Origin of the sequence: Bacillus sp. FSL R12-0074, from assembly GCF_038005725.1 — a bacterium.
In the GTDB taxonomy this organism is placed as follows: domain Bacteria; phylum Bacillota; class Bacilli; order Bacillales; family Bacillaceae_G; genus Bacillus_A; species Bacillus_A mycoides.
Genome location: NZ_JBBOTR010000001.1, coordinates 1,346,455 through 1,364,966, shown reverse-complemented (window position 1 = coordinate 1,364,966; position 18,512 = coordinate 1,346,455). Strand labels below are relative to the sequence as shown.

The window sequence follows — 18,512 nt, the reverse complement described above, 5'->3', positions numbered from 1 at the left end:
TAGCACTTGATTTTGTACATATAAAAAATACGTTATTCTTCTTATTAAAGAATAACGTATTTTTCTCATTTATTATTTTTTTATTGCCTTATACAGAAATTGCGCATATTGCTCACGTGTTACGAAATCATCCCCTAAAAAGTTCCCATTCCCGTCACCTTTTGATATATTATTATCCACTAATGCTTTCACATATCCTTCTGCCCAATGACCTGTTGGTACGTCTGTAAAGTTCTCCAAATTATTTTCAGTTTCATTTAACTGAAATACTTTTTGTAATACTACTGACATCTCGTACCTAGTTAATACTCCTTCTGGACGAAACTTACCTGTACCATCTCCTTGCATAATTCCAGCTTGTGCAACTGTAGCAATATCTTGCTCAAACATATGCCCTTTCGTATCAGTAAATATCTCTTTCTGCTCTACTTTACTTTCTAATTTCAAGTACCTTTGTACTAAAGATGCAACTTGTCCACGAGTAATATTATCCCCAAATCCAAATTGTCCATTTCCATATCCCTTGAAAATATTTTCTTTCGCTAAATAATGAATTGCTTCTTCTGACCAATGTCCTTTTGGTACATCTTTAAATTCTACTACCTCTACTTTCTCATCTTCTTTAGAAGTATTGTCTTCTTTAGAATTGTTGTCCCCTTTACTTTCTACTACATTTTGAATTACAGATCCTGTAAAGAAGATTCCTGTATCCGCAAATGGATCTTTCACTCCAAATTCATATACTTTCTCACCTGGTGTACTCCATTTCACTACACCATTACTATACGTACCACCATCACTCTTCAGACGGATTTTTGTAGATACCTCGCCGTCTTTTTCGTATATAGGTACTTTTACTTCTTTATTTACTTCTGTATCCTCTAAAAAGACTTTTTGGTTTTGGACATTAATATAAGCTTTCTTACTTAGTTCTATTACTGGTCTAACATCGCGGATTTCATTTGCAACAAAACTTAAATATACTAACTTATTCAACTTACTAACTGGCGATAAGTCTGAAATATAATTTGCTTCTAAATCAAGTTTTTGTAAGTTTACTAGATTTGATAATGGAGTAATATCCTTTAACTCATTATTAGGTAAATCTAATTCTGTAAGCTGAGTCATTTTAGCAAGTGGTGTCACATCTTCAATTTGATTTTTACCGATAAATAATTTATTTAATTGATTCATTTGATCAATACCCGATAAATCTTTAACCTTATTACGCGTTAATACTAAGTCCTTTAAAGGTAATGAATATAACGGTTTAATATCTTCAATTTGATTACCTGCTAAAGTTAAGTATGTTACATTTTTCAATGCGCTTAATGGAGCAACATCCGTAATTTTATTATTTGCTAAATTCAAGTAATCTAGTTGTTCCATTTTCGCTAATGCTGTTACATCTTCTATTTGGTTGCCTGATAGATATAAACTTTTTACATTTTTCATTTCAATTAGTGGTGCAACGTTTGTAATTTTATTATTACTCAAATCAAGAGATTCTAAATTTTCCATCTTAACAAGTGGTGTTACATCTGAAAATTCATTACCTCGCAAAGCTAAATGATTTAATTGCTTTAAATTCGCAAAGAACGACGGATCTGTTATCTTCGCATTCGCAACTGTTAAAGATTTTAAATTTGGCATATATTTTAATGCACTATAATCCAGAATCTCATTCGTGTTTAAAAACAAGTCCTTTACTTGTAATAACTCTTCTTTCGTAATTGGTGTATTTAAATCTTTTCTATTAAATACTTTTTTATTAACAAGTTCTCTTAATTTGTTATCTGTTATCATATTTTGATTATCAACTGGATTATCTGTTTCCGTATTGCCTGAATTAGAGTTATCATCTGGTTTCTCTGTTTCTTTTTCACCTACAGTTGGATCTTTAATTTCAAATTGAACTTGATATTTGTGATCATATCCAATAGCCGGAATAAATATATGCATTTGCATATTGTGCTTCTGCTCAAATTCGCCAATTTCAAATTGGACTACTTTCGTTCCATTTTTTCTTTTATCTTCTGACAGAACTTTCACATCATGAAATACACCAGGTTGATTTCTATCTTCTATTCTAAGATATTGAAAATAATCGCTATCTTGTATTGTTACAGTAACGATTTTTTTCCCATCTTCAATTGCTACTTTAGGATTTTTTATGTACTGAGAAACCATAGATGGCTCATCTTTTTGATCCTTATATATTTTAATCTCAGTATCATACGTGCGATCACTGGCTGCTGCTACCGACTGGTTTGCTTCAATTTTTATTGCTGCTAACGCTGGAGTAGAATACGCAGCAAATGGAATAGCTAATGTTGTTGCTACTACTAGAGCTTTAATATAACTTTTTTCAAAATAATATCCCCTTATCTTATATATATTTCAATTGATAATTACTATCAATTGCTAACATAACAAATGATAATGAATCTCATTATCATTGTCAATAAGAATATTACATTAAGTTTATATTTCCATAGATAAAAAATAAAAAACCCTTTACTCAAAGGGCTTTTTTGCCTATCGTATGAAGGATTTCACTTTTTTCTTTTTCATTAATAACACCAATTTTTTGCAAAATGTTTGCATACAATACAAGTTTATTATATATCCGTTCCGACATACTTTCCCTTCTTTCCTTCGACCAACTTTTTTTGTATTGGTAAATTATATGAACGAGATGAGAAAATGTGTCCACTTTTTGCATAAATACAAAGCTTTTATTTTTTTACTTGCTGATAGTAAAACTCCCACCTAAAAATTAGGTGGGAGTCTAAACGTATTCAATTCATTTAGCAAACTGTCCATTGAATATTATGCTTTTTGACTTCTTCTTCAAAACTATAGGGCATTTTCTTATCACAAATAATATGTTGAATACGAGAAAATCCTGCTATTCGGTAGTTCCCTTTGACGCCTACCTTTGTATGATCGCATAAAATATACGTTTTCTCAGCTAATTTCATCATCGCTTCTGACAGTTTCGCCTTTTCTAATTCAAAGCTAGAAACCCCAAAACCTTGCAACAACCCATCAATCGAAACGAATGCTTTATGAAAATGAAATTGATGAATTACTTGCTGTGAAATAGACCCCGACACACGTGAATGTTTTGGAGATACTTTCCCGCCTATAAATAAAACTTCACCGTGAAACATCTTTTTATTAATAGAAGAAATTAATTGTGTTGCTACTGGAAATGAACTTGTTACAATCGTTAAATTTTTACGATGAACAAGATATGGCACCATTTGAAGTGGTGTACTTCCATCATCAATCGCAATAACATCTCCATCTTCCACAAACGTTGCTGCTTTGTACCCAATTCTTTTCTTCTCTTCTATATGCAGCATCTCTCGTTCTAACATCGGTGCCTCTATCCCAGCTCCCGGAAGTTGAACGGCTCCACCGTACACTTTCTTCAATTTTTTTTCACGATCTAATTCTTCTAAATACCGACGAATCGTCTCTGTTGATACTGCGAACTCTCTCGCTAATTCTGAAACTTTTACTTTTCCTTTAAACTCTACCTTCTCAAGAATTGTCCTCTTTCTCTCTTCACCTACTACAGACATAGCCTCACCCCATTTATATCTACCTCATAAACTGTCTTACTTATACAAAGTTATAATTTTCTTTTTCAGTGAAAATCTCTTCATGAATATAAATACCGCGCTTTTCTAGTTCGTCAAAAATAATTTGTGGATTTTCGAAAGCTTCTTCAGGAGTAATAACACCGACTTTATTAACTACTCCTTTTGCAATTAACTCTGTAGCGTTTCCAAATGGGATACCAACATTTCTTGTATAGGCCCTTAATTTCTCCCAACCTACTACAGAACCGTCAGATAGCGGATGCGTATGGTATAACACATGCCTTTGTTCTTGATTATTTTTCATACCTACTACTTCTACATGAAGTGCATAACCATAAAGCTCTGTTGCTTGTCCTTCTTTCGATTTTAATAGATACTTCGAAATACAATCCATAATACCAATTTCTTTACCGTTTATTTCAATTTGATCATTACGCAATATACCATAATCATATAAAGCACGAACGAGCTGCATATTTTGCTCTGGCCAAGTTCCTCTTGTTTCAATAAGCTGTACACCTTTATCTTCCAGTGCCTTCGCTAACGTAATCGTTTCTGAATGCGGTATTATATACTGCATTGTTTTTCCGTAAGGTGCTGGTAATTCAATTTCTCTCGGGCGCGCAAACGGAGGTACTTGCTTAAATTCACCTTCCTCATACACTGTACGCGTCGGCAAATGTGGATCATATTCATATGTCGTTGTCTCTGTAATTGATGCAGAAAAAGCAATTGGACGATACGAGCCATGACTTACTCGAACTGACTCTACAGTATCTAACTGATTTGCTGCATACATGGCCATCATTTGCGTTACACCTGGTGTCATACCAAACCCAGGTAAACATGTTGTTCCATGTTGAACAAATTTAGAGTGGAATTCATTTTCTTCACCAAATCCATTTAAGTTCACACCGTGACAACCGGCATCTGCGATACAGCGAGTAGACAATCCATTTAACTTTATCGTCGTACCATCCATTACAATGTTATAGCCCTTCATTTTTGCGACCGTATCCTCATGATTTGTCACATCGACTTTCACAAAATCAACACGAGAATCATTTAACCACTCTACTACTTTTCGGCCTTCCTCTTCATTAAAATCGGCTACCGTAATCGTCTCAAAAGATGAAAATTGAACTAAATCTAAAATTGCTTCACGACAAATTTTACCTGCTCCACCTAAGCAAAATACTTTCACCCTATAACAACCCCTTTAGCAATACTATCAACTAAGCGATTAATATCGTCTTCATGTACATCACCGATATTTCCAATGCGGAACGTATCTACTTTCGAAATTTTACCTGGATAAATAACAAATCCATATCGCTTTAATTTATTATATAGCTGCAAAAATTCAAATCCTGCTTCTGGATAAATGAAAGATGTAATAATAGGAGATTGATATTTTTCATCTAATAATGGCTTAAAGCCTATTTCTTTCATTTTGTGCACTAGTAGTTTTTGATTGCTATAATATCGATTGTAACGGGCTCTTACCCCGCCTTCTTCTTCTAATTCAAGCAATGCCTGATAAAAAGCATGTACAACATGTGTAGGTGAAGTAAAGCGCCATTTCCCATTTTGCTCTTCCATCGTTTCCCACTGATCATATAAATCTAATGATAAAGAACGAGCTTGCCCTTTACATTTCAATAGTTCATCACGATTTGCGATGACAAAACCGAATCCGGGAACACCTTGAATACATTTATTCGCACTACTAATTAGAAAGTCAATTTGCAACTCAGCGATATCTATTTCAATACCACCGAAACTACTCATTGCGTCAACCAGTGTAACTTTTCCATATTGTTTTCCCAATTTACATACGTCTACAATTGGATTAATAATACCTGTAGTTGTTTCACAATGAACAACTACAATATGCGTAATCTCTTTATCTTGTTGTAATAACTGTTCTACTTCTGCAATATTAGTAGGCTCCCACTCTTCTGTTTGACTGACCACCACATCTATATGTAACATCTCTGCCATTTGTACAATCCGCTTACCATACGCACCATTTGTACAAACTAGCAGCTTTCCGTTTCTAGGAATAACAGAACCAATTACTGCTTCAACCGAAAACGTACCGCTTCCTTGCATTAAAACTGTTGTGTACTTTTCTTCTTCCTTTGTCGCTAACGATACAAGCCTATTTCTTACATCTTGCACCATCGTGTTATATTCAACATCCCACGTACACCAATCGTATAACATAACTTCTTTTACAGTTTTTGTTGTCGTTAATGGTCCTGGTGTTAATAATAAATAGTGATTTTCATTCATGATCGTGTGCCCCCTTTATGAAATAATAAGTTCTTGTTTCTCGATATGTTCAATTACGTTTTCGAGCTCCTGCATCGTTTCAATTGTAAAATGAGCCCCATTTTCAATGAAACGATTACGAACTACTTCTATTTTTTCACGAAGCTCTAACGGATCCATATTCTCAACTTCCTCTTCCGTTAAACCGAGCTCACTACTACCGAGGATTACACCAACAGTCCACATTCCAGCATTTCTGCCCTCTTTCATATCTGACACGGTGTCTCCAATTTTTATCATATGATTCATTGGGTATACACAGAGTTCCATCGCATTTTTATAACACATCCACGGATATGGACGACCTGCTGGAACATCATTTGGCGTCACAAGAAAATCAGGTTTATACCCTTGTATTTCTGCTTCTTTTGCAACAATGTCCATCATTTCTCTCGTATAACCAGTTGTTGATCCAATTTTAATACCTCTTTCACGTAGTGAAGAAACCACTTCTTTTACCCCATCAATTGGCGTGGCATAGTACGGTAAAATAGCAAAGAGAATTTCTTCAAACTCTTCATACATCTCATGAATATCTTCTTCTGTTGGTAATTGTCCGAAGACACGCTTCCACTCATTCGAAATACGGGGCATTTCCGTTAATACCCTAACATGATCAATCTTCAATAACCCCATTGGTTTGCGAGCTTCTTCTGCTGTAATTTCAACACCGCGTTTATGAAAAATCTTCATGAATACTTCTAATGGTGCAAAACATCCGTAATCAACTGTCGTACCTGCCCAATCAAAAATAACTGCTTCAATTTTCATTCTATCCATCACCCTTCTTACTTATCTTTTTTGCCATTGTGACGTTCGGTTACGAAGTGCTTTCGTTCCCCATTCATATACAACCCTCACTACAATATTTGTAACAACAATAAGTACACTCATTGCAGCTGCTGGTGCTACATTTCCTGCATCGTCCATATTTACAATTGATACAGCAGCTAGTTTAAAATCAGCCGCATATAAGAACACTACTGCCGATACAGTCACCATTGAATTTACGAAATAGTACATAACCATTTCTAAAATAGCTGGTAAACACATCGGTACTGTTACTCGAAAGAAAGTTTTATAAAACGGTACGCTCATCGACTGTGAAACAAGTTCAAACTCTCGGTCTAGTTTCTTTAAAGCAGTCGTTGCGGTAACAAACGTTACAGAGTAAAAATGAATGATATTTACTAATACTAAAACAGCAATTGTGCCATATAAGGAATGAAACGGATTTGTTACTGAAAGTCCTAGAATTTGAATTGTTGGTTGACTAAAGAAAAAGACATATCCTAATCCAAGTACTAATCCAGGAATCGCTAACGGTACAATAGAGAAAAAGTAACCTACTTTTCTGAAAAACTGTAGCTGTTCTATTTTTTCAATCGCATAAGCGAACACAAATGTTAAAATCGCCCCGATAACTGCCGTAATAGCTGAGACAATTACACTATTTTTAAATGCTTCAATTCCGTCTCCTGTCAAACTCGAAAAATTAAAATGCTCAAGTGTAAAACTCATATTATATGGCCATACTTTCACACTTGCAGCAATACCAACTGCCACAAATAAAAGAATGATCATAAACGTGACTACGCTACAATATACGAATGAAATAACATCTCTTTTCTTATTATTTATTATTCTGTAAGGTACTGCTTTTGAAGATAAGAGATTTGCCTGTTTTCTTTGCGTAATACGATCAACTGCAAATGCGAAAATAGCTGGGATCAATAAAATCATTCCGACAGTTGCGCCCATGGACATATTTTGCTGTCCAATTACTTGCTTATATACGTCAGTAGCAAGTACGTTATATTGTCCTCCAACAATTTTAGGTGCCCCAAAATCAGTGAAACTAAGTGTAAATACAACGAACATCGCACTAATTAATCCGTATTTCACACTAGGTAAAGTAACCGTAAAAAACTGTTTCACTTTACTTGCACCCAACATATTAGAAGCTTCATATAAACGATAATCAGAACCTTGGAGAGCAATTAATAAAATAAGGAATGCTTGCGGAAATGTATACATAACTTCAGCCATTACAATTCCTACTGGTCCGTATAACGGTATTTGTATTCCTTCAAATAAACCAAACATTCCTTTTGTTATTAACCCTTGATTACCAAATAAATATGTAAGCGCAATACCGTGCATCATCGTTGGTGCGAATAATGGTAATAATGCTATGTATTGAAATACGCGCTTTCCAAAAACATTTGTACGAGCGATCGCATATGCGTAAGCGAAAGCGAGTGTAACCGAAATAATTGTTGTAGCGCCCGAAATCCATATCGTATTTTGTAGTGATTGAACTAGCGTTGGTGTTGTGAAATATTTACTGAAATTCGCAACACCAACAAAAGCTCCATCTTTATCATAAAAGGCTTGTGTAAACAGTTGTAATAAAGGCAATACAAGCATGATAAAAAATGAAAGAAGCATACCAATAATTAATAGTCTTTGTATCCACTCTTCTTTACCGATACGTCTCTTAATCTTTTTTTTTGTACTTTCTGCCTTAAAGTTTTCTAACATCTCCATCTATACAATGACCTTCTTTCCATATGACAACATATGATTTTCTGAGAAAGAGATTTGAATTGGCTTTCCTTTTCTAATAGCAGTTTCCTCTACTTCTGATGCCAATATATCCACTACAATTTTCTCATTATAAAGGTGTGTTTTCTCTTCTATGACCCGCACTTCCGTCCGGTATACAGAACCGCGAAATTCCATGCTTTCTACAACTGTTTTAATACCATTATTTTGTACAACTGTTACATGTTCAGGACGAATCGCATGTTCTTCGTTATTTTTCGAAAAGAAATTAATAGAACCAATAAAATCTGCCACAAACGGATTGGCTGGTCTTTGATAAATCTCCTCTGGTGTTCCAATCTGCATAATTTCCGCATGATTCATTACAACAATTTTATCAGCCATCGTTAATGCCTCTTCTTGATCATGCGTTACCATAATAGTTGTTACTCCCACTTTTTCTTGCAAATCACGCATTTCTCTGCGCAACTTTCCACGCACTTTTGCATCTAAAGCAGATAACGGCTCATCAAGTAACAAAATATCGGGAGACAGAGCGAGCGCACGTGCAAGTGCTACTCGCTGCTGTTGTCCACCAGACATTTGAGCAGGATATTTATCTTTTACATTCAGCAAATCAACAAGTTCTAACGCCGTTAGCGCTTTTTCTTTTACTTCTGCTTTTCCATATTTTTTTGTTTTTAAGCCGTATTCAATGTTTTCAAGTGCAGTTAAATTCGGAAATAATGCATACGATTGAAAAACCATTCCGAAGTTCCTCTTTCCAGGTGGTAATGCTGTAATATCTTTTCCATTCACAGCAATACTACCTGTTGTTGCCTCTTCTAGCCCCGCTAAAATTCGGAGCAATGTCGTTTTCCCACAACCACTTGGGCCTAATAAACAAACAAACTCATTTTTTTTCACAGTAAAAGAAATATCCTTTAACGCTGTAAATGCATCAAACTGTTTTTGGATGTGTTGAATTGATAAATATTCGCTCATTTTTCTCTCTCCCACTCACTTACTTTTTCGGTTCTGCTTTTTGGCCAAACTCTTTTTCCCATTTTTCTAAAATTTTGTCACGATTTTCTGCTGCCCATTTAAAGTCATTCTTTTTATATAACTTTTCTGTCACATCTTTAGGGAATCCATCTGGAAGTTTATAATCATTTTTAATTGTCGCAAATCCATTTTTCTCGAAGTATAACTTCATTACATCATCTGTAATTGCCCAATCTAAAAATGCTTGCGCTAATTTATCATTTTTAGCATTATCTTTCTTAATAAGTGCGTTCGCTTCTACTTCCCAGCCTAATCCTTCTTTCGGCAGTACAACTTCAACTGGTGCACCTTTTTGTTTCTCTTTCAAAGCACTATAAACCATTGATACACCAACTGGATATTCACCTGCGCCTGCTAATTTCGCTGGTTTTGAACCTGAATGAGTATAAGTTGCCATATTATCATGAAGTTTCTTCATGTAATCCCAGCCCTTATCTTCTCCCATAATTTGTAGCCATGCAGAAACTGTTAAAAATCCTGTTCCAGAAGAAGCCGGATGCGGCATAACTAGCGTTCCTTTATATTCTGGCTTCGTTAAATCTTCATATGATTCTGGCATCGGTAAATTTTTCTTCTTCAATTCTTCTTTATTTACAGCAATCCCCGTCATAAATGCAGTATTTCCTACCCATTTTTCTGGTTTCTTATCGTCTTTAAATTGCGAAAGGACACGATCTGCTCCTTTTGGAGAGTATCCTTTTAACATATCTTTTTTCTCTAAAGCTAATAGACTAGACGCTGCAGTTCCCCATACAACATCTGCTTGTGTATTTTTTCCTTCAGCTAGCAATTTCGCTGTAATAACTCCTGTTGAATCACGAACAATGTTCAACTTCACGTCTGGGTACTTCTGTTTAAAAGAATCAAGATAAATCGGTACAAGCTCTTCTTCAATCGCTGTGTAAACAGTTAATGATCCAGATAATTTATCATCTTTTACTTTTGCTCCAGCACTTTCTTCTTTCTTTGCACCACACCCCATTAATAACGAAAATACCATTCCAGTTGCTACAGCTTTAAAGATTGTTTTTTTCACTGTCTCTCTCTCCTTTTACAAATCTTATGTACAACTCTAATATAAACAACTAGTGTAAAAGCAGTATTAAACCAACATTAATCTTTTGTTTGTTGTTTGTTTTTGTGTAATACGTTGCTACTTCTATGTTTTTTCGCATTTTTCTGCTAATATCAAACGTGAAATTTACAAATAATTAAAAAAACCTTTATAATCCCACAAAAAAATGAGGCGTTTGTAAAAAACGCCTCATTTTTGTTTACCTTTTTTTGAATTACGATTTGCATACTTCGCACTATTTTCTCCTTCATACTCTAATGCAAATTCTGCATCTGGTAAGCTTTCTTTCGGAGTTTTATTATTATTAATTGCTGCATTTTGTTTTACTTTTCTTTTTACCAACATATTCACCTGCTCTCACGAAATAACTTTCTATTCTAGTTTGAAACAACTTACAGTAATTATTACTGGGAAGTGTTAACAAGTACATAAGAGCTTATAGATGGAAATACTACATACGAACAAGCCATTACAAAAAGGAGCGATTACTTTGAAAGAAAAAGAAACGATACAATCGCCAATTTTAGACGAGACGCTCCCTCATCAAATGAACTTTCCTTCTTTTAAAGGCACAGGCAAAAAGATGCAACAACCTTTTATAAATCAATATGATGTTGTAATTGGAGACAGTAAATACGATTCCACTAACAGTCCTCTTAATAATTGGAGTGATGAGGTAGATCCTGCCATTATGGCTGGGGAAGAATGGATCCATCCTACAAATGATATCGGATGGATTGCAGAAGAAAATCAAGAATTACTTAAAAACGAAGTTGATAATAAAAATGATGCTTTTATGCATCCCCAATTTGGAATTAACGACTAAAAAACCATTCTACCTAACGCAGGTAGAATGGTTTCATACTATCCAATAATAATTCGCTCTTTCGGGTACTTATAGCGAGCTGGTTGCTCTCTTCCACCACTAGCTAAAATAAATGTCAAAATACCGACGCGTCCGATAAACATAAGTACAATAAGTACAAGTTTACCAACAGTTGTTAAATCAGGAGTAACACCTGTTGATAGTCCCGTCGTTCCGAAAGCAGAACAAACTTCAACGATTAAGCTCATAAGCGGTACATTTTCCGTAATAGATAAAATGAATAGCGCTGAGGCACATAATAAAATCCCCATCGTCATAACGACAGATGCTTTCAACACGTCCTCTTCATGTAGCTGACGTTTGAAAACTCGGACTGTTCTCCCGCCTCTTGCAAATGTATATAACGATAATATACTAACTGCAAATGTTGTTGTACGTATTCCGCCCCCAACTGAACTTGGAGATGCCCCAATGAACATTAATATACTCATAAATAAAAGCGTTGGTTGTGATAATTCACGTATGTCCATTGTAGCGAGTCCTCCACTTCGCGTCGTCACAGATTGGAATAATGTATAAAATACAGTTTCATGCCATGACTTTCCTACTAAAAAATGATTTCGTTCCAATAGAAAAATCATAATTGTTCCAACAATAACGAGTACAAAAAATGTCGTTGTCGTCAATTTTGTAAATAACGAAAAGCGAAATAGTTGTTGTCGCCTTTTACTAAGGAATTGTTTTACTTCCATTAACACTGGGAAACCGATAGCTCCTAAAATAATAAGCAACATATGAATCATTTGAACAATATAATCTTTTTTGTACGGAATAAGTGATTGTCCTGTTAAATCAAATCCTCCGTTCGTTGTTGCGCTCACAGCGGCAAAGAAACCGTGAAAATAAGCTTCTTGCCAAGTCGGGAAATATAGTAAGAACCTTGTACCTAACAGTATTGCTCCAATGAGTTCTATCGAAATAATTACAATTAAAATAGAACGCATCAATTCTACAAGGCCCGATAAATTCCCTTGGTTATGGTCTGCCATAATTAATCTTCTTCTTTGCAAACCAATCTTTTTCCCCGTTATAATCCAGACGAATGTACCAAGCGCCATAATTCCTAATCCGCCTAATTGTAAAATAAGAGCTAAAACAATAATTCCTGCCGTTGTAAACGTATCTGAAATCGTAACAACAGACAGTCCCGTAACACTTACCGCACTAACAGATGTAAATAGTGCATCGATAAATGTCCATTTCACTTCAGGCTTCGTAACAAATGGTAAACTAAGCAAAATTACCGATACGACTACTGCTAGTAAATAAAATACAACGATAAGTTGTACGGGACGTAACTTTTGTAAAAACTTTTTTATATCTCTCATTCCATCACTTCGCTACCTTTTTTCTATCGATTAAATAAAGAAAAATCATCACTTTCTTCATTTGTAAATAACTGCTGAAATAGTTTCGCAAATACCATTCCGTATACAGTTCCATTGCCCCCATACGGCAGTGCGTAATATAAATTATGTATTTTTTTATCTTCTTTTAAAATAGGAAGACCGTCATGACTGCCACCAAATGCTGCTGCCCAATAGTACTCTGCCCGTATATTTTTATACTGCGGGAACATTTCTTTTACAATGTTAATAAGAAGATCACGCTTATGCAATAATTTCGTATCGCCGATTTTTTGAATTTTCAGCGCCTCATCTAATCCGCCTATAACAATGCGGTTTTGATACGTTCGACTATACAAATACGGACGTGCTGTTTCCCAAATTAACGATTGCTCATGCCAGCCTTCAAAATAATCTATCTTATTTGTCACAACGGCATAAGACGTTTCTACTGTTGTATTTTTTTCTTTCTTTCCAAAAATTGCTTCATAACCTGTCGCCATAATAATATTCTTTGCTACAATTTTATTTCCTGTTTTCGTGTAACAAATTAAATCATTTTGGATTTGTTTAATATGTAATGCCTCTGTATGTTCATATATAGTAGCGCCCATTTGTTTCGCTTTATGCAAAAGACTATGCGCTAATAAATACGGATTCACTTCTGCATCACCGCTTGTATATAACGCTGCTTGTTTTGTAAATGAATAACGTTTCTTAATATCAGACTCTGTAAAATATTCAACCGGAAATCCATAATGGCGTAACGTATTATATTCTTCTTGTAAAAATGAAATATCCTCATCTCTACTTGCATAATACAAACTATTTCGCGGAATAAAATGGGGATCAATATCGAGAGTTAGCACAACCTTTTCCATTGTTTGCAGCGCTTCATAACAAAGTCTATATGCTCGTACCCCTTTCTCTTCACCAAATGTATGAATAAGAGAGGTCAACGATTTATCATGAACAAATTGTAATAATCCTGTATTTGCAGCTGTGCTACCACATGCAATTGCTCTTTTTTCAATGAGCATAACACGCATTCCAATTTTAGCTAACGAATACGCTATATGAGCACCTGCTTCTCCACTTCCAATTACTAGTACATCACATATCATATCATTTTCTAACGTTGGATAACAAGGTACAGAAACTCCAGCACTCCAAAACAACTTACCAGTCATAAGCTTCATATATTATACTCCTACAATGTATTTTCTCCTTCCTATGTTTCGTCATTTTCCATAAAAAAATCCAACTAACATAAGCTAGTTGGATTTCTTCTCTTTAATTAGAACGCTCTTCAAGCCAATTTCCAACCGTCGGATATGTTTGCTTTACAGCCGTTCCACCATACACAATAGACATATGTCCTGTCGGTAAACATACATACTGTTTATCTGTGCTAGAAATATGATCAAGTAAAGCTTCTACTTGACATGGCAGAGCGATATGATCACGCTTCGCAGAAATATTTAAGACATTCGCCTTAATATTTGCAAGGTCTACCTTTTGTCCGCGAATAACGAGTTCACCCTTCACTAATTTATTATTTTGATAAAAATCACGAATCCATTGTCTATACGATTCACCTGGGAACGGAATACCATCGCCTACCCACTTTTGAACTAATTTCCAACTTTCGACGAATCGCTCATTTTCTGAACGATCGACTAAAGCAACATATGGACCGACAAAGTTTGTAATTGGTTTTAACATCTTATTTCCGAAATCAATCATTTCTGGCGGAATATTTCCGAATGTATCAACCGCTTTATCTAAATTGAAATATTTCTCATCTAATAAAGGACCGTATAATCCTGTTTCAGAGAAATCAAAAGGACTTGTCATAAAAATCAAGTTACGAATTGGCATGTCCGGATGAAGCGCTGCATAAATAGATGTTAACGTTCCACCCATGCAATAACCAAGTAAAGAAATCTCGTCCGATTTTGCAGTTCTCATTACTTTTTTCACTGCTTTTGCAATATAATCGAACACGAAATCATCAAACTTCAAATGACTATCTTCTAAACCGAATGTGCCCCAATCAAGCATATACACATCAAAACCACGATCTACTAAATATTCCACTAAACTATTTCCTGGAGTTAAATCCATAATATACGGTTTATTAATAAGAGCGTATATTAATAAGATTGGAACTCTCTGTGTTTTTTCTTGTTTTGGAATGTAACGATACAGCTTCGTTTTATTCTTCGTCCAAATAACCTCTTTCGGTGTTAAACCAACTTGTGGTTCTGGTTCGCGTAATAAAACTTCGCTCGCTCTTTTCACACGGCGATATGCTTTACGATATTCTTCTGGGTACAACTCCAATTGCTTTTCCCATTCCGTTACGAATGTAGTCATTTTTCCTATCTCCTTTTTGGTCAATTTCTTTCTAAAAAAAGAAGTGCATTCCTGCTATGGATATGCACTTTTTTCTTACTTCATTACATGTATAATCCGCCGTTAATGTTTAATTGCTGACCTGTGATATACGCACCGTCACGGCATAGATATACTACACCTTTTGCAATTTCATCAGCTTGACCAAAACGTTTTTTCGGGATTTTCGCAACGATTTTTTGACGCACTTCTTCTGGTACTTCTGCTACCATTTCAGTATCAATAAATCCTGGGCAAATTGCGTTTACAGTTACATTTGTTCTTGCAAGTTCTAACGCTAATGATTTTGTAAATCCTAGCATACCTGCTTTTGCTGCTGAGTAGTTTGTTTGTCCAAATCCACCAGCTTGGCCAATAATAGAAGAAATACTAATGATTCTTCCTTCTTCTGCTTCCGATATGTATGGAAGTACCGCACTTGTCGTATTAAATACACTGCTTAAGTTCACGTCAATTACGCGCTCCCAATCTTCACGATTTAATTTTTTGAATGTACGATCTCTTGTAATACCAGCATTATTAACAAGAATATCAACTTGACCAAAATGATTCACAGCTTCTTCTACAAGTCTGTTTGCATCTTCTACTTTAGAAACATCCGCTTGAACTGCATAAACGTCATGTCCTTCTTTTCCTAATTCATTTACTAAGTTTTCAGCTGCTTCTTTACTGCTGTTATAGTTAATAACTACTTTTGCTCCCTCTTGTGCTAATGCTACTGTGATTGCTTTTCCAATTCCTTTTGCCCCACCTGTTACGATTGCTACTTTGCCATTTAATTGAACCATTTCTTTTCCCCCTTAAATGAATTTGTGAACGATTGTTATGAATCATTTTGGTACTCATACTAATTGAGTCCATATATTAATTATGTTTCGTTGTTTATACATGAAAAGAGATTCTCCCTCTCTCTTTTACACGTTATAAACAAACGCCATTATCATTTTTTATTTTCTGGCTTATTTACAGGCTTTACTTCTTCTTTTACAGGTACTTGTAGTTTAGCTAGTACTGCATTTTGCTTTTCTAGCAATTCTAAAATTTGATCAACTTTCGTTTCTAACGTGCGCATATCTTGTTTTACTTTCGTAACATCACGCTTTAATGTAGGAGCTTGTCCTAATGAATCCACTTTCTCTTCTAGAATTTCCTCGATGTTATCAACTTTATTTTCTAAGTTAATAACAAGCGTAGCTACTCTAGCGATATCCTCTCTCGTCGGCACATTCACCTGTTCTAAATAATTTTTTGTCGTATCATTTAATGCTTTTTGATAAAACAAATTCAAATCTAGAACGCTGCCCATCCAAGCAGAATATTCTTCTGTTTTAATTGTTTCATTGAGCGCTTTTCCCCAAAATGTTTCGGTTTGTTCATAAGCATTTTTCCATGCTTGCAATGGATCGAATTTTTGATCAATCACTTCGACTACACTCCCTTTTTCGTTTTTGAAACAATTCAACCTATTCACTATTTTCTAATATTCCGAATAAAACTTCAAGTATATATTTTATTTTTCTTTATTTTCTAACAAATGTATTGACATTAAAAACAGATAGGTGTAAATTGCACTTATAAGCAAAAAATTCCATCTAACTGATTCATGAGGTGATGCACAATCATGCTACATAATGAACCAGAACACCCAGAAAGTTTGGAAAAAAACCAAGCGAAACAACCAAACTCCATGCCAAAAAACTTCTTAGTTCCTTTCTTACTTCTCTGTCTAAAAGACTGGAGTCTTCATGGTTACAAACTTATTCAAATGCTAATGGACATCGGCTTTTCTTCTGTTGACCAAGGTAATGTGTATAGGACACTACGCAAATTAGAAAAAGAAAATCTTATTTCTTCTACTTGGGATACAAGCGAAGGCGGGCCAGCGAAACGAATTTATTCTTTAACAGAATATGGAGAGCAATATTTAACAACATGTGCGACTTCTTTTGAACATTATCAAAATATGTTGCGGACGTTTTTCACGTTATACACCAATGCATTCTTTCCATTTTCTACTTCTCCAGAAAAGGATGAAAAGGATTCTTCATCTTCACCTGGTGGTACAGCAGAGTAATCTGCGTTCACAATATGCAAAAAAACATTTGGAGGTCAAACAATGGAAACTAAGCCATACGAATTAGTCGATGCATTTTGGAAAAACTGGTCTCAATCTCTTTCCCTCTTCTCTTCAGCTGGGAAACAATTAGAGCAACTTACTTTAGAAACGTTAAAACAACAACAAGACGCTTTGCATAAATTAACATCAGGAGTAGATGAACTAGAAAAAGAACTACACCAATTCACTGCTCAGTTCAATAACCAATATACAGACTATGTGAAGCAATTAACTGGAAACTCCTTAAATGATCAAATTAACGAGTGGCAAGAAAAGTGGAATGAGCTTTCTAATCAAATGCACCAACTTACTGTTTCGCCTACGAAAACATCTTTGTCTATTCTTACTCAAACTAGCGGCCAATTTGAAGAAACAACAAAACACTTTATCGAACAACAACAGTCGCAACGTGAAGAGGTTCAAAAACAGTTAGAAGTTTTTTTGGGAGAGTTCAAGTCCAAACAACTCGAACTTGCAAAGCAGTTCGAGGAAAACTCAAAAAATCTATTTACTTCCATCAAGTAAGAAAAATGTGGCAACTAACTGCAGCACAAACAAAACTCTTTCTTCCTCCTACTACATCAAGATGGCTTACATTTTTCGATATGGAAAAGAAGGAGGACAAAATGAATCCATTTCAAGAAGCACAAACTGTTCCGGAGCTTCGTTACGATGAGATTCAAGTCGGTGATCAAGCATCACTGACAAAAAAAATTACGGATGAGGACGTTATCAATTTTGCAAAATTGACTGGAGATGTAAATCCTATTCACATTCTAGACTCTTTTGCAAAAACGACAATGTTCAAAGAACGTATTGCCCATGGCATGCTCGTTTCAAGTTTTATTTCTACCATTCTTGGAACGAAACTTCCTGGCAAAAATACGATTTATTTATCACAAAACGTTTCATTCCGTGCTCCTGTCAAAATCGGTGATACACTTCGCGTTGTGGCAGAAGTTATTAAAAAACGGGACGATAAAAAAATTATCACATTGCAAACAAACATATATAATCAATCTGATGATATTGTCGTAGAAGGTACAGCGACAATACTGAAAAAAGAGTAGCAAATTTGCTACTCTTTTTTCTATCCAAGAACTTCTAA

General features: G+C 35.1%; 18 protein-coding genes. 4 read left to right on the top strand and 14 right to left on the bottom strand.

Translation table 11 applies throughout. The annotated features are described in order from the left end of the window. Window positions 1–72: 72 nt before the first annotated feature. The 9 genes from NSS97_RS07050 to NSS97_RS07010 all read right to left on the bottom strand — a co-directional run bounded on the left by NSS97_RS07050 (window position 73) and on the right by NSS97_RS07010 (window position 10,983). Complete coding sequence (locus NSS97_RS07050) at window positions 73–2,388, bottom strand: NEAT domain-containing leucine-rich repeat protein (RefSeq protein ID WP_341114605.1); 2,316 nt, start codon at window positions 2,386–2,388, stop codon at window positions 73–75. A 422-nt stretch (window positions 2,389–2,810) separates the two neighbouring features. After that, the gene (locus tag NSS97_RS07045) at window positions 2,811–3,593 is read right to left on the bottom strand and encodes a DeoR/GlpR family DNA-binding transcription regulator (protein ID WP_002030497.1); all 783 of its coding nucleotides are present in this window, start codon (window positions 3,591–3,593) and stop codon (window positions 2,811–2,813) included. Window positions 3,594–3,633: 40 nt separating this feature from the next. After that, the gene (locus tag NSS97_RS07040; RefSeq protein WP_107886974.1) at window positions 3,634–4,818 is read right to left on the bottom strand and encodes a saccharopine dehydrogenase C-terminal domain-containing protein; all 1,185 of its coding nucleotides are present in this window, start codon (window positions 4,816–4,818) and stop codon (window positions 3,634–3,636) included. Beyond that, complete coding sequence (gene phnW / locus NSS97_RS07035) at window positions 4,815–5,912, bottom strand: 2-aminoethylphosphonate--pyruvate transaminase (RefSeq protein WP_107886975.1); 1,098 nt, start codon at window positions 5,910–5,912, stop codon at window positions 4,815–4,817. Before phnW ends, NSS97_RS07040 begins: the two co-directional genes overlap by 4 nt. Before the next feature lie 15 nt (window positions 5,913–5,927). Further along, on the bottom strand, window positions 5,928–6,722 hold the full coding sequence (gene phnX, locus NSS97_RS07030) for a phosphonoacetaldehyde hydrolase (protein WP_044437885.1): 795 nt from the start codon (window positions 6,720–6,722) through the stop codon (window positions 5,928–5,930). A 21-nt stretch (window positions 6,723–6,743) separates the two neighbouring features. Next, on the bottom strand, window positions 6,744–8,501 hold the full coding sequence (locus NSS97_RS07025) for a putative 2-aminoethylphosphonate ABC transporter permease subunit (RefSeq protein ID WP_131929218.1): 1,758 nt from the start codon (window positions 8,499–8,501) through the stop codon (window positions 6,744–6,746). Further along, window positions 8,502–9,503: a putative 2-aminoethylphosphonate ABC transporter ATP-binding protein gene (locus NSS97_RS07020; RefSeq protein ID WP_107886976.1), complete on the bottom strand. Its 1,002-nt coding sequence runs from the start codon at window positions 9,501–9,503 to the stop codon at window positions 8,502–8,504. A gap of 19 nt (window positions 9,504–9,522) precedes the next feature. After that, window positions 9,523–10,599: a putative 2-aminoethylphosphonate ABC transporter substrate-binding protein gene (locus tag NSS97_RS07015; protein ID WP_002030507.1), complete on the bottom strand. Its 1,077-nt coding sequence runs from the start codon at window positions 10,597–10,599 to the stop codon at window positions 9,523–9,525. A gap of 228 nt (window positions 10,600–10,827) precedes the next feature. After that, the gene (locus NSS97_RS07010; RefSeq protein ID WP_002011566.1) at window positions 10,828–10,983 is read right to left on the bottom strand and encodes a hypothetical protein; all 156 of its coding nucleotides are present in this window, start codon (window positions 10,981–10,983) and stop codon (window positions 10,828–10,830) included. Between the two features lie 97 nt (window positions 10,984–11,080). On the opposite strand from NSS97_RS07010, the gene NSS97_RS07005 reads away from it, so the two are divergent. Beyond that, entirely contained in the window at window positions 11,081–11,464 is a 384-nt protein-coding gene (locus tag NSS97_RS07005; RefSeq protein WP_002011568.1) for a DUF3905 domain-containing protein, read from the top strand. Between the two features lie 38 nt (window positions 11,465–11,502). On the opposite strand, the gene NSS97_RS07000 is transcribed toward NSS97_RS07005, so the two are convergent. From NSS97_RS07000 to phaR, 5 genes are all read right to left on the bottom strand, one after another. Next, on the bottom strand, window positions 11,503–12,852 hold the full coding sequence (locus NSS97_RS07000) for a TrkH family potassium uptake protein (RefSeq protein WP_002011570.1): 1,350 nt from the start codon (window positions 12,850–12,852) through the stop codon (window positions 11,503–11,505). A 23-nt stretch (window positions 12,853–12,875) separates the two neighbouring features. After that, the gene (locus NSS97_RS06995; RefSeq protein ID WP_044437878.1) at window positions 12,876–14,069 is read right to left on the bottom strand and encodes an NAD(P)/FAD-dependent oxidoreductase; all 1,194 of its coding nucleotides are present in this window, start codon (window positions 14,067–14,069) and stop codon (window positions 12,876–12,878) included. Between the two features lie 94 nt (window positions 14,070–14,163). Then, window positions 14,164–15,249: a class III poly(R)-hydroxyalkanoic acid synthase subunit PhaC gene (gene phaC / locus NSS97_RS06990; protein WP_000206840.1), complete on the bottom strand. Its 1,086-nt coding sequence runs from the start codon at window positions 15,247–15,249 to the stop codon at window positions 14,164–14,166. A gap of 83 nt (window positions 15,250–15,332) precedes the next feature. Beyond that, a complete protein-coding gene (locus NSS97_RS06985; protein ID WP_002030515.1) occupies window positions 15,333–16,076 on the bottom strand; it encodes an acetoacetyl-CoA reductase in 744 nt (247 codons plus the stop codon). Between the two features lie 152 nt (window positions 16,077–16,228). Continuing rightward, window positions 16,229–16,711: a polyhydroxyalkanoic acid synthase subunit PhaR gene (gene phaR, locus NSS97_RS06980; protein ID WP_000566956.1), complete on the bottom strand. Its 483-nt coding sequence runs from the start codon at window positions 16,709–16,711 to the stop codon at window positions 16,229–16,231. A gap of 198 nt (window positions 16,712–16,909) precedes the next feature. On the opposite strand from phaR, the gene phaQ reads away from it, so the two are divergent. From phaQ to NSS97_RS06965, 3 genes are all read left to right on the top strand, one after another. Then, window positions 16,910–17,362 (top strand): poly-beta-hydroxybutyrate-responsive repressor, encoded by a 453-nt coding sequence (phaQ, locus tag NSS97_RS06975; RefSeq protein WP_000903018.1) that lies wholly within the window; start codon window positions 16,910–16,912, stop codon window positions 17,360–17,362. A gap of 42 nt (window positions 17,363–17,404) precedes the next feature. Beyond that, entirely contained in the window at window positions 17,405–17,929 is a 525-nt protein-coding gene (gene phaP / locus NSS97_RS06970; protein ID WP_002011575.1) for a polyhydroxyalkanoic acid inclusion protein PhaP, read from the top strand. A 101-nt stretch (window positions 17,930–18,030) separates the two neighbouring features. After that, complete coding sequence (locus tag NSS97_RS06965; RefSeq protein ID WP_001067911.1) at window positions 18,031–18,474, top strand: MaoC family dehydratase; 444 nt, start codon at window positions 18,031–18,033, stop codon at window positions 18,472–18,474. Window positions 18,475–18,512: the final 38 nt, after the last annotated feature.